Below are 12655 nucleotides of genomic sequence, written 5' to 3'. Positions count from 1 at the left end.
TCGAAAATGTTAGTAGGTCAATTCAATTGACCTAAATTCGCAACTGCAAAAATAAACTCGACTTGTTAGTCGGTTTTATCTGCTGGAGCTGTCAGACTCGTAGATGCGGCGATGCAGCAATTGTCTCTGTGCTATTCCGCAGCAATATCGCCCTTTGAAGGTTTCGCCTCTTCTTCAGACAGAGCTTCGTCTTTTGACAACACCAAAGGCGCAGTTGCTGAACGCGAGGGATGACCGGCAAAGACGATGCGGTCTCTGCCATTGTTTTTTGCGTCATACATAGCTTCGTCCGCGGCTCTCAATATGTCCTGAGGCAAGGTGCCATGCTGTGGAGAAGAGGCGACACCGATAGAGGCAGTAACCTTTGGGAGATTTTTCGTCTGATAGTTCAATGACAACCCGGTGATTTTGCTACGCAACGCATCCAGACGGTGTTTAAGCTCAGCGTCAGCCAGGTCCGGCCAAAGGATCACAAACTCCTCTCCGCCCATTCGGCAAGCCACCTCGTCATCGCTGCAGCTGGCATCCAGCACCTCCCCAACAGCGCGCAACACGTAATCTCCTGCGTCATGTCCATGGGTGTCATTGAAGCGTTTGAAATGATCAAGATCGAGGTAGATAACATGTACGGCTCTGGTCCGATCCCCTGAAAGGTCCACCAGATGGCGCAACCGATCGATCATATGACGTCGATTGAACAGCCCCGTCAGAGGATCGCGAATGGATTGTTCCTGCAGCTGATCACGCATGCGCACATTGGCGATGGCCATTGAGATCTGCTCTGCGCACATCTGAGCCAGTTTGCGCACCGCAAGGAAATCGTGATCAGAAACATCAGGACGTTTCTTCAGATGCATCAAACCCACGGTTTCCCCATGTGCCAGAACCGGGAAGCAGAAATAGGGGCTATCGTCATGCGGCTCTGCGTGTTCGCAGATAAAGTCTACCTCACTGGTGCCATATGTATATGTGCGACCCCGGCGTAGCCCCCAGCAGGCTTCCGGGTGAATGTGCCGTTTGACCACGCCATCGTTCCACGAACTGACCCCATCCAAAACATCGCGTGAGTTCGAATAGACATAAATGGACCCAGCACATTCCGGCAGCATGTGGCTCATAAACTTGATGACCATATCGAAGAGCTCATCCAATGATCGGCTGGATTGCAGCCATTCATTGAGTTCTCCAAGCAGTTTGACCTCTTTGGCCAATTGCATTTGGTTTTCTAGAATTTCGCGTTCTTCAGAATTGCGATCGTCAATGCGCCGCATCTGATTGCGTGACGTGCGCACCATAAACACTGCAGTGCCCAGCATCACGAGGATCAGCGCCAAGGCCCCATAGGTGACGCCTTTGTCGACGCGTTCATAAAGAACGTCATGCAGGCCTGTGACATCTTTGAAAAAGACCAACGTGCCAACATAGGCTCCATCCTGAAACACAGGTGTGTAAACCTCATAGACCAGATGGCGTTTGGTGGTGTCGATTTCCAAAGAGTGAATGGCCAATCCATCGATTTCACTCGCGTCTTTTTGCGAGGCTTCCAACAGAAACTCTCCTGAGATACCAGCCGCGCGCACTTTAGAATTGGCCAAAGTGCTACCGATATCTTCGGGACGCGTTGACCAAAAGACAAGACCTTCATCAGAAACCAATTTCATACGGTAGATATCAGAGGTGTTTGGCACGAGGCGCAGAAACTCCAAATCGGCATCAGACAATTGCTGATCCTCAAAAGCCCCGGCTCCAGATGAGATTTGGCTGAGAATCCGCCGTTGCCACAGCTGCGCTTGGGTCTGGATGTCTGTATCCAGCATCCATTTGACGATCGGTTCAGGCAGCATGCGGTGCGCCCAGTACCCACCCGTGGCAGTGAGGCCTGCAAAGACCACAACACTCGCAACCCAAAACCAATTGCGAAACCTCCGGACGAACCGCATTCCATCAACTCCCATAAACGCCCCAGAGCACTCAACACGATTGACCCTGTTGAAACCGTTAATGGGGCGCAGGGACTTTCTTTCAATTTGAAGAGAATTGCGTCAAACACTGGTTAACTCTCGCCTGACAATCTTAAAAAACGGGCGAGGAACAATAGGAGAACGTGACTTCCCTTCGCGCGACAGCCGCGATACCCTGTGCGCCATGAGCAGTTTTGACGAATCCGACGCCTTTGAGAGCGCTTCCCTTGCTTCCCGCGCCATGGCCGCGCGGCCGACACCCTATCTGGACGAGCTGAACCCCGCGCAACGCGAGGCGGTGGAAAAGCTCGATGGGCCGGTCTTGATGCTGGCAGGCGCTGGCACAGGCAAAACCAAAGCGCTGACCTCGCGCATCGTACATCTGCTCAACACGGGGCGGGCGCGCCCGAACGAAATTCTGGCCGTGACCTTCACCAATAAGGCTGCACGCGAGATGAAAGACCGCGTCGGTCGCATGTTGGGGCAGACAGTTGAAGGCATGCCGTGGCTGGGCACCTTCCACTCGATCTGTGTGAAACTGCTGCGCCGCCATGCGGAATTGGTAGGGCTGAAGTCGAACTTCACCATTTTGGACACAGACGATCAGATCAGACTTCTCAAGCAGCTGATACAAGCCGCCAATATCGACGAAAAGCGTTGGCCACCGCGACAGCTGGCTTCGCTGATTGATGCTTGGAAGAACAAAGCCCTGACGCCGGACCGCCTGCCAGCAGCAGATGCGGGCGCTTTTAACAACCGGGGTGGGGAGCTTTATGAGCAATACCAGACCCGCCTGCGAGAGCTGAACGCTGTCGACTTTGGTGACCTGCTGTTGCACGTAGTGGTGATCTTCCAGAACCACACTGACATACTACAGCAATACCAGCGCTGGTTCCGCTACGTTCTCGTAGACGAATACCAGGATACAAACGTCGCCCAATACCTTTGGCTGCGCCTGTTGGCTCAAGAGCATAAAAACATTTGCTGCGTTGGCGATGATGACCAGTCGATCTACGGCTGGCGCGGGGCTGAAGTTGGCAACATTCTGAAGTTTGAAAAGGACTTCCCCGGCGCATATGTCGTGCGCCTGGAGCAGAACTATCGCTCGACCCCTCACATTCTGGCGGCGGCCTCTGCGGTCATTTCCGGCAATGAAAACCGTCTCGGCAAAACGCTTTGGACCGAACAGGAAGAAGGCGAAAAGGTTCGTCTGATTGGCCATTGGGATGGCGAGGTAGAAGCGCGCTGGATCGGCGAAGAGGTTGAAGCGCTGCAAAATGGCACGCGCGGTATGAAGCCCTATGGGCTGGAGGATATGGCGATCCTCGTCCGTGCCTCCCACCAGATGCGCGCTTTTGAAGATCGTTTCCTCACGATTGGCCTTCCATATCGCGTCATCGGCGGCCCGCGCTTTTACGAGCGCATGGAAATCCGCGATGCCATGGCCTATTTCCGCGTGGTCACCAGCCCCGAAGATGATCTTGCCTTTGAGCGGATCGTGAACACCCCGAAACGCGGCCTTGGCAATGTGGCGGTTCAGAAAATCCAAACCGCCGCGCGTGAAAACGGCGTCTCACTTGTGGAAGGCGCGCGTCTTTTGCTGGAAGCTAAAGGAATTGGCGGCAAGGGTGCCAAAGAATTAGGAATTCTAATCGATAGCATTGATCGTTGGCGAGTTGCGATGCTTGGTAAAGCAGCACAGCATGTAGTGGAACCAGTTGTCGAAGTAGACGTTGACGACGAAGTTATTGAAACCGATGGCGGAGTTTTCGAAGACATAGGTTACAACCGCGAACTCTTCGATGAAGACACAGAGGGTTTCCAAGAAGGCATAGTTTCCGAGACAGTTCCAACGATGCCCCACACGGAACTCGCTGAGATCATCCTCGATGAATCAGGCTACACATCGATGTGGCAGAACGACAAAACCCCGGAAGCACCGGGGCGGCTTGAGAACCTCAAGGAACTTGTGGGCCAACTAGCGAATTTCGACAACCTGCAAGGTTTTCTCGAACACGTCAGTCTTGTCATGGACAATGAAAACGACGATGCGGATGCCAAGATTTCCATTATGACGCTGCACGCCGCGAAAGGTTTGGAATTCCCGGTGGTCTTCCTGCCGGGTTGGGAAGATGGGCTGTTCCCCTCGCAACGCTCCATGGATGAAAGCGGGCTCAAGGGCTTAGAAGAAGAGCGGCGGCTTGCTTATGTCGGTATCACGCGGGCCGAAGAAGTCTGTACGATCAGTTTTGCGGGCAACCGGCGCGTCTTTGGCCAATGGCAGTCACAAATGCCAAGTCGCTTTATTGATGAACTGTCTGAAGAAGATGTCGAGGTGCTCACCGCTCCCGGTATTTATGGCGGTGGTCATGGTGGGGCGACGGGGGATTTTGGCAGCGGCATTCAGGATCGCGTGCAATCCGCCAACACCTATAACTCACCGGGCTGGAAGCGCATGCAAGATCGGGCAGGGCAACGGGGGCTGAGCCAACCGAAGGAAAGCAAAAATACGATTATCGACCTCGAAGCGGTCTCAAGTCATGCTGTTGGGGACCGCGTGTTTCACCAGAAGTTTGGCTATGGTGAAATCATGGAAATCGAAGGCGATAAGCTTGTAATTGAATTTGACAAGGCCGGTGAAAAAAAGGTCGTGGCCAAATTCGTAACTGCTTCAACTGATATCCCGTTCTAGCCGCCATCGCGCCTCCTTTGGTTAAGCTGCGGTTGTTGCATGTGAAATCCTTGCGCCGCTTTCGCTATCGCGTGCCGTCAGACTGACCTCATAGCCCCAGAGACGGCGAATGTGTTTTAAAACCTCATCACGGTTTTCGGGATCAAGATTGATCCCGTTGCGCACCGCGTGAGTCAGCTTCAATTCCCGGTCGCCAGAGAGATCTGCGTCATCGACCTGAATGTCAGGTTCCAGATAGGCCAGATCATAAGACTGGGCGAGGGCCGAACGAATATTGCGATAGCCCTGTCGGTTGTGAATATTGCTGACCACAAGGTTCGGTTGCTTGGCGTCATCTGACAGCATGAAGAGCTTAAATTTGCGCATCAGACGGGGTGAGAGAAACTGCAGGATAAAGCTCTCATCCCGGTAGTTCGCCCAGGCATCCCGCATCACTGATTTCCAGTCTGGATTACCCGCAATATCAGGGAACCACTCGCGATCTTCATCAGTGGGATCTTCGCAAATCCGGCGAATGTCCTGCATCATCGCAAAACCAAGCGCGTAAGGATTGAGCCCGCCATAACGTGGATCATCATATTCCGGCTGCAAGACCACATTGGTGTGGCTATGCATCATCTCCATATAAGAGCCTTCGCTGATCAGACCTTTCTCCAGCAGGCGATTGATAATGTAGTAATGTGTGAAGGTCGCGCAGCCTTCGTTCATGACTTTGGTCTGCTTTTGCGGGTACATGTATTGCGCAATGTAGCGCACGATCCGCAACAGCTCTCGCTGCCAGCTTTTCAGAACCGGGCTGTGTTTCTCTAGGAAATAGAGGATGTTTTCCTGCGGCAGATTCATTTTGCCGCGACGGGCTGAAAGCTCCCCATCTTCGGCAGCGCTCGGATCATTCCGAGTGCCCATGTTATCGGCCCAAAGCTCCAGAACACTTTGCTGACTCTCATAACCTTCCCTCTGCCGCTGCATCGCCTGAAGCTCTTCCTTGCTGGGGCGGGGAGGGCGCCCGTAGCGGAAGACCCCCTGGCTTTGCAGGGCATGGGCCGCGTCTAGAATTTCCTCCACCGCATCAACGCCGTAGCGTTCTTCGCAATTTGCCACGAAGTTTTTCGCAAAGGCTAAGTAATCATGAATGCCGGCTGCGTCGGTCCATTGCTGGAAGAGGTAGTTGTTTTTGAAGAAATGGTTATGTCCAAAGGCCGCATGCGCCATCACCAAGGTCTGCATCGCCATGGTGTTTTCTTCCATATTATAGCTGATGCAGGGGTTGGAATTGATGACGATCTCATAGGCGAGACCCTGACGACCTGTCCGGTAAAGCGCTTCATCGCGAGCAAAACGTTTGCCGTAAGACCAATGCTGATACATCAGTGGCATGCCCACCGCGCTATAAGCGTCCAGCATCTGTTCAGAGCTGATGATTTCAATCTGATTTGGATAAACGTCTAAGCCCAAATCCTCGATTGCAATTTCTTCGATCGCGTCATGGGCCTTAGAGAGCAACTCAAACGTCCATTCCGGACCATCAAATAAGAGTTTGCTCATGAAGCGCGCTCCTTTTTATTGGCGGTAAAGAGATCGCGGAAGATCGGATAAATATGACCCGGCTCTGCGACGCGACGCATTTCAAATTGTGGGAAAGACTGGTCGACTTCGCGCAGGTTCTGCCAGAGGTCAGCCCCTTCTTCGCGGTCGCTCAGGAGCTTTTCATCGTTTTCGCCGACGATTTCAACGTAGGCGTAATACTGGCAAACCGGGATCAGCGTATCAAAAAGCAGGTCTTTGCATTTCACGCTGTCATTGCCGAAATTCTCGCCATCTGAAGCCTGCGCACCATAGATGTTCCATTCATCCGTCGGATAACGCTCGTCAATGATTTCCCGCATTTTAGTAAGCGCGGTGCTGACAATGGTGCCACCGGTTTCGCGTGCATAAAAGAATGTCTCTTCATCGACTTCCTGCGCCTGATGCGTATGACGGATGAACACAATCTCTGTGTGCTCATAAGCCCGCTCCAGAAACAGATGCAGCAGCATAAAGAACCGTTTCGCGAGGTCTTTTTCGCGCTCCTGCATAGAACCTGACACGTCCATAAGACAGAAAACAACGGCGCGCGAGTTGCGGATTTTTTCTGGTACTGTGGTATCATAGCGCAAATCAATCGGGTCAATATAGCCAACCAGTTTGCGACGACGATCCATGATTGCGAGCTTTTCTTTCAGCTCTACAATACGCGCAGAATGATCCTCGGACTCATCTTCGATGCTTTCGAGGTTCTCCAATTCGTCCTGCAAGGCTTTAAGGGCCGCGGAAGAGGGACGTTGCAGAGCAATCCGGCGCCCAAGCGAATTTCGCATTGTGCGAACAAGATTGAGGTTATTTGGTGTGCCAGCTGTCGTCAGGCCAGCGCGCCGCGTGCCGACTGTCTCAGTCTCCACAGTGTTTTTCTTCACAAGATCAGGAAGCTCTAGCCCCTCAAAAAGGATCTCAAGATATTCATCCCGCGTCAGCGTAAAGGAAAACCCATCTTCGCCTTCGCCATCCTCTGATCCCTTTTTACCAGACCCACCGGCACCGCCCTTAGGGCGCGGGATGGTGTCACCGACTACAAAGTCTTTGTTGCCAGGCAGGACATGTTGGCGAAACCCGCCTTTTGAAGAGCTAGCAAAGAAGGGTTCTTTGATGCCCTTCGCCGGGATGGTGACACGTTCGCCATCCCCCTGGTCCGCGCCCGTCACGGATTTATCGCGCACGGATTTGTCGACCATCTTCTTGATGTTTTCCCGCGCACGTCTCAGAAACCGTTGCCGGTTTCCGAGGCTCTTACCCTTTGGGTTGGCGCGTCTGTCGATGAAATGATGCATCTGTTTATGCTCACCCCGCCTTGTTCACACGCATGTACCATTCAACCAAGCGACGGACCTGCCGCTCTGTGTAGCCATGGGTTTTCATCCGCTGGACAAACTCCATGTGCTTGCTTTCCGTGTCGCTGTCCTTCTTGCTGCCAAAGCTGATCACTGGCAGCAATTCTTCGACCTGGCTGAACATGTGCTTTTCAATCACATCGCGCAGCTTCTCATACGAGTTCCATGGTGGGTTCTGACCCGTATTGGCCCGGTGACGCAGGGCGAACTTTACAACCTCATTGCGGAAGTCTTTCGGGTTCGCGATACCAACTGGCTTTTCGATCTTAGAAAGCTCAGCATCCAGAATTTCACGGTTATAAAGCTGGCCCGTGTCTGGGTCTTTATAATCCTGTTCTTCAATCCAGGCATCTGCATAAGAGATATAGCGATCAAAGACGTTCTGGCCGTATTCGGTGTAGCTTTCCAGATAGGCCTTCTGGATTTCATTGCCGATGAACTCTTCATAGCGTGGTGCGAGTTCTGTTTTGATGAACTCCAGATACTGCGCTTCGGTCTCTGACGGGAACTGCTCCCGTTTGATCATCTGCTCTAGGATGTACATTAGATGTACTGGATCAGCAGCGACCTCTTGCGTGTCATAGTTGAACACATTGGAGAGCACTTTGAAGGCAAAGCGTGTCGAAACGCCGTTCATACCTTCATCAACACCGGCGGTATCCTGATATTCCTGAACCGTTTTTGCTTTCGGATCAGTGTCTTTCAGGCTTTCACCGTCATAAACGCGCATTTTGCTGTAGAGATTTGAATTCTCATGCGGCTTCAGACGGCTCAGAACCGCAAAGCGAGACAGGATTTTCAGTGTCTCAGGGGCGCAGGGCGCATCTTTTAGCTCTGAGTTCTGTAGCAGCTTGTCGTAAATTTGCGCTTCGTCGCTCACACGCAGGCAATAAGGCACTTTCACGATGCTCACGCGGTCAATGAAGGCCTCGTTGTTTTTGTTGTTCTTGAACTGCTGCCATTCGCTCTCATTTGAATGCGCAAGGATTAAACCGCTGAACGGAATGGCGCCGAAGCTTTCGGTACCCATATAGTTGCCTTCCTGCGTCGCTGTCAGCAACGGGTGCAGCATCTTGATCGGCGCTTTGAACATCTCAACGAATTCCAGAATACCCTGGCTCGCCCGGTTCAAACCACCGGAGAAGCGATAGGCATCAGGGTTGTCCTGGCTGAAATGCTCCAACATGCGGATATCAACCTTACCAACCAGCGTCGAAATATCCTGATTGTTTTCATCACCCGGTTCAACTTTGGCCACACAGATGCGGCGCAGACGGGACGGGTGAATTTTCACAACCGAGAACTTGGAGATGTCCCCGCCAAACTCGTCCAACCGACGTACAGCCCACGGCGACATCAGACCCGGCAGCCGGTGTTGTGCGATTCCGTATTCATCGGCCAGCAGGTCGCCCATCTTCAGAGGATCAAACAGGCCTAGCGGGCTTTCAAAGATCGGTGACAGGGTGTCACCCGCTTTCAAAACATAGACTGGCTGGTCTTCGATCAGGCGTTTCAGACGTTCAGCAAGAGAGGATTTGCCACCGCCCACAGGTCCAAGAAGATAGAGGATTTGTTTGCGTTCTTCCAAACCCTGCGCCGCATAGCGGAAGTAACCGACAATGCGTTCGATCGTGTCTTCCATGCCGTAGAAGTCTTTGAAGGCCGCATATTGTTTAATGGTTCGGTTTTGGAAGATCGGACCCAGTCGGGCATCCTTTGAGGTATCAACAAGCTCTTCTTCGCCAATGGCCGCCAACATGCGCTCGGCCACGTTCGCGTACATCCCCGGATCATCGCGGCATCCCAACAGGTACTCCTGCAGTGACATTTCCTGCTCGCGCGCGCCGGAATATTGTTCCGCAAATAGCTCGACGATATCCTTCATGTGATTTTCCCCTCTGGTTACTATAAGGCCCGGATTCCTCCTCGGGATCATGCAGATGCGCGGTGCAAACAGGTCGTGACTTGCCGAACGATGTGGCAACCGCTGACCGCGCGAATGTTCAGAATTAGCTCGATGTCGCCACTTTAGGCTCGACCGTATCGTGCTCCCGATTTCCGGGAAGTCATTGAAGCCATTAGGCTTTTCGGTCGATATTTATACCTCTAGGGTACACGAAAAATCCTGTGTTTTCTATATTAATCTGTGGCACATCTTGTGATTTGCCAGAGCTGCTCAATAAATCGTGTTCCAAATCAGGCTTCACGAAAATGTGGAATATTTGGTTAACCATGCCGACCGGTGTCTTTGGAATGGCGCAACCTGACCCTAGGTCAGGTAAAATCAAAATGGGCTGATTGGCCTGTATTGCTTTGCTTTCAGAACAGCTTAGAGAAATGAACAACTGTTAAATTATATGCGAAATCTGATCCTGCCTGAAGGTCATGAATGGCAATCAAATTAGGTGTGAAATGCAACGCTCAAATTCTGAGCAACACTCTCGTGGAAATTTCACTACTGAAACACTTTACCGGTTTTGTGAGGCTTTTCTTCGCTGATTGTCCGCCTCATTTCCACAACATCTAGGTGAGGGATTCGTTTTTAAGCCTTCGGGTGGGTCCGGTTGTAGACATCCATCAGACGCGCAGTGTCGACGGCAGTATAGGCCTGAGTGGTAGAGAGGCTCGCGTGCCCAAGGAGTTCTTGGATCGAACGCAGGTCGCCGCTTGCTTCCAACAAATGAGTGGCAAAGCTATGGCGCATCGCATGGGGGGTGGCGGTCGAAGGGAGCCCAAGCTGCATGCGCACGTTCTGCATAACCGATTGGATTTGTCGGGCACTCAAGCGGCGACCGCGGACGCCAATAAAGAGGGGCCCTTCATCCTCAAGCGGATATGGGCACTGACGCAGATACTCTTCAACGGCCTCCCGCGCCGTCGGCAGTACTGGCACAAGACGCTCCTTGCCGCCTTTGCCAAGGATGCGCATCACTTCAGGCAGGGGGGCATCACCGCGGTTTAGCCCCAGTGCCTCAGAGATCCGCAGCCCACATCCATAAAGAAGCGTGATCACCGCCGTGTCGCGCGCACCAACCCATGCGTCTTTGGATTGGATTTCGACGGTGTCGATCACGGCCTGTGCCGCATCAGGAGCCAATGGCCGCGGCAGCTTTTTCTGAAACTTTGGAGCGCGGGTCGATAGAACTGCGGTTGGGTCAAACCCTTCGCGTTCTGCGAGCCATCGAAAGAAGCTTTTCACGGCAGAGAGCTTACGCGCCAAAGATCGTGCCGAAAGATCACCAGCGCGCATCCGCGCCATCCAGGCCCGCATATCGCGAATGGTCAAGCGGGATAGGGGTGCAAGCCCCTGCTGGTCGCCTTTGTATTCCGTCATAAAGGCAAGAAACTCGCTGACATCCGCAAAATAGGCGTTCAGCGTGTTTTCAGATGCACCTTTCAGCGCTTTTTCAGCCTCAAGCCACTTGTCTCGGGCGTCGGTGGCTGCGGCCGATATCAAGAGAGCCAGCGCCGCATGGCGCGCTCAAAAACGCCACCAAAGAAAGAAAGCAAATCTGTGCCTTGCTGTGGCGTAAAGTGATGCGGATCCTCGGCGCCCATTACAAGCATACCGGGAAGGCGACCCTCGCCGAGGTCGAGCCTCAGGCAGGATTCAGAGCGCACAAAGTCGGATTTGTCGCCGTAGATTTCATGTGCACCGCCGCTGACTTGTCTCAGAGTAACCTGACGCACAGGCGTGTTGCGCCCCTGGGTGAGGTAGGCATCAATAAAGCCCGGTTCCGCGACAGACAGTACACTGCCAAGTTTGCGGATCGCGGGATCATCGTCGGTCTGTTCGGTTTCGAGCACCAAACGCACTGCGTCCACGCGCAGAATGTCGGCAACTTCTCCATCCAGATCCTTCAGAAAGGTTTCAAACTCCAGCGGATCCATCATACGTAGAATCGCGCGGTGGACCTGGTTGGTACCTGCGAGGTTTTCATAGGCCGCGGCAATCACACTGCGATGCGTGTCTTCCAGACGATCAAGCCGCGCCTCAAGCCGCTCCATCGCAATGCCGCGCAGATCGACGATATTGCCGCCCATGGACTTCTCGTTTGCGGCAATGAGCGCATTCATCAGGTCATTGTCGTCAAGAATCATTTCCGGAGCAGAAATGATCTTCTCACGAAGGTCGTTTTCGATCTGTGCTGGGTTGGTCATGCTCGTGCCAATCGTCTTTTGCGGAGACCTTAGCAGAAGGTTTCCGGGATTTCTGCTTTTTTTTGGCAAAGGCGCGGTTAATTGCGCGTGCTATGGGAGTAGCTGGTTTGGGGGAGGGGCCTTGCCCCTCAGCGCGATGCGCTTTCACCCCAGAGTATTTTTGCAAAGAAGAAGTGTTGAGTGTCTTCTTTGGGCAAGCTTAGAGAATTTTAATATCTGCCGCTGCAATGTCTTTCAGGAAGGCGTCGAGGCCTTTGTCGGTCAGAGGATGGTTGACCATACCTTTGATCACAGCCGGAGGCGCGGTGATCACATCGGCACCGATGCGCGCGCTTTCCAGAACGTGGTTTGCAGAGCGGATTGAGGCCGCAAGGATTTGAGTTTCAAAGCCGTAGTTGTCATAGACATTGCGGATGTCTGCGATCAGGTCCATGCCATCCAGGTTGATGTCATCCAGACGACCAATGAAAGGCGAGATGAATGTCGCGCCGGCTTTTGCCGCCAGAATCGCTTGGTTGGCAGAGAAGCAGAGAGTCACATTCACCATATGGCCTGCTTCAGTGAGAACCTTACAGGCTTTCAGGCCATCCCAGGTCAATGGCACTTTCACGGCGATGTTTTCAGCGATCTCAACCAGCTTGCGGCCTTCCGCAATCATGGTGTCAGCATCAGTCGCGGTTACTTCTGCGGAGACAGGGCCATCCACCAAATCACAGATCTCTTTGGTGACTTCGATAATGTCTCGGCCAGATTTCTTGATCAGAGAAGGGTTGGTGGTCACACCGTCCACCATGCCCAGATCATTCAGCTCGGCAATGGCGTCGATTTCAGCGGTATCAACGAAGAATTTCATGGGGCAAGTCCTTTGATGGGTTGGCCTAAGGTCGCGCCTCGTTTACCTCATAAGAAGAGGTGCT

At 52.9% G+C, this 12655-nt stretch carries 8 protein-coding genes; 1 reads left to right on the top strand and 7 read right to left on the bottom strand.

Annotated features, from left to right (window positions below; all coding sequences use genetic code 11):
• Nucleotides 1–131: 131 nt before the first annotated feature.
• Nucleotides 132–1940: a diguanylate cyclase gene (locus M0D42_RS08735; protein WP_265018233.1), complete on the bottom strand. Its 1809-nt coding sequence runs from the start codon at nt 1938–1940 to the stop codon at nt 132–134.
• A 205-nt stretch (nt 1941–2145) separates the two neighbouring features.
• Here M0D42_RS08735 and M0D42_RS08730 point away from each other — a divergent pair, with 205 nt between their 5' ends.
• Nucleotides 2146–4653 (top strand): ATP-dependent helicase, encoded by a 2508-nt coding sequence (locus M0D42_RS08730; RefSeq protein WP_265018232.1) that lies wholly within the window; start codon nt 2146–2148, stop codon nt 4651–4653.
• 21 nt (nt 4654–4674) lie between these two features.
• Here the strand turns inward: M0D42_RS08730 and M0D42_RS08725 are convergent, their stop codons facing one another.
• The 6 genes from M0D42_RS08725 to fsa all read right to left on the bottom strand — a co-directional run bounded on the left by M0D42_RS08725 (nt 4675) and on the right by fsa (nt 12591).
• Nucleotides 4675–6198 carry a SpoVR family protein gene (locus M0D42_RS08725; RefSeq protein ID WP_265018231.1) on the bottom strand — a complete coding sequence of 508 codons (1524 nt, stop codon included), beginning with the start codon at nt 6196–6198 and terminating at the stop codon, nt 4675–4677.
• Nucleotides 6195–7517: a YeaH/YhbH family protein gene (locus M0D42_RS08720; RefSeq protein ID WP_265018230.1), complete on the bottom strand. Its 1323-nt coding sequence runs from the start codon at nt 7515–7517 to the stop codon at nt 6195–6197. The genes M0D42_RS08725 and M0D42_RS08720 overlap by 4 nt, the downstream gene beginning before the upstream one ends.
• A 10-nt stretch (nt 7518–7527) precedes the next feature.
• Nucleotides 7528–9462, bottom strand: coding sequence for a PrkA family serine protein kinase (locus tag M0D42_RS08715; RefSeq protein WP_265018229.1), 1935 nt, complete (start codon nt 9460–9462; stop codon nt 7528–7530).
• Nucleotides 9463–10119: 657 nt separating this feature from the next.
• On the bottom strand, nt 10120–11034 hold the full coding sequence (locus M0D42_RS08710) for a tyrosine recombinase XerC (RefSeq protein WP_265018228.1): 915 nt from the start codon (nt 11032–11034) through the stop codon (nt 10120–10122).
• Complete coding sequence (locus tag M0D42_RS08705) at nt 11031–11738, bottom strand: DUF484 family protein (protein WP_265018227.1); 708 nt, start codon at nt 11736–11738, stop codon at nt 11031–11033. Before M0D42_RS08705 ends, M0D42_RS08710 begins: the two co-directional genes overlap by 4 nt.
• A gap of 199 nt (nt 11739–11937) precedes the next feature.
• Nucleotides 11938–12591 (bottom strand): fructose-6-phosphate aldolase, encoded by a 654-nt coding sequence (gene fsa / locus M0D42_RS08700; protein ID WP_265018226.1) that lies wholly within the window; start codon nt 12589–12591, stop codon nt 11938–11940.
• Nucleotides 12592–12655 lie beyond the last annotated feature (64 nt).

Origin of the sequence: Cognatishimia activa (genome assembly GCF_026016445.1) — a bacterium.
Lineage (GTDB): Bacteria > Pseudomonadota > Alphaproteobacteria > Rhodobacterales > Rhodobacteraceae > Cognatishimia > Cognatishimia activa_B.
Note: the sequence above shows the minus strand (reverse complement) of the source record. Positions and strands in the feature narration are given on the sequence as shown.

Coding starts and splice junctions, on each gene's coding strand:
- M0D42_RS08735 (WP_265018233.1), bottom strand. CDS start 1,940: ATGCGGTTCGTCCGGAGGTTTCGCAATTGGTTTTGGGTTGCGAGTGTT.
- M0D42_RS08730 (WP_265018232.1), top strand. CDS start 2,146: ATGAGCAGTTTTGACGAATCCGACGCCTTTGAGAGCGCTTCCCTTGCT.
- M0D42_RS08725 (WP_265018231.1), bottom strand. CDS start 6,198: ATGAGCAAACTCTTATTTGATGGTCCGGAATGGACGTTTGAGTTGCTC.
- M0D42_RS08720 (WP_265018230.1), bottom strand. CDS start 7,517: ATGCATCATTTCATCGACAGACGCGCCAACCCAAAGGGTAAGAGCCTC.
- M0D42_RS08715 (WP_265018229.1), bottom strand. CDS start 9,462: ATGAAGGATATCGTCGAGCTATTTGCGGAACAATATTCCGGCGCGCGC.
- M0D42_RS08705 (WP_265018227.1), bottom strand. CDS start 11,738: ATGACCAACCCAGCACAGATCGAAAACGACCTTCGTGAGAAGATCATT.
- fsa (WP_265018226.1), bottom strand. CDS start 12,591: ATGAAATTCTTCGTTGATACCGCTGAAATCGACGCCATTGCCGAGCTG.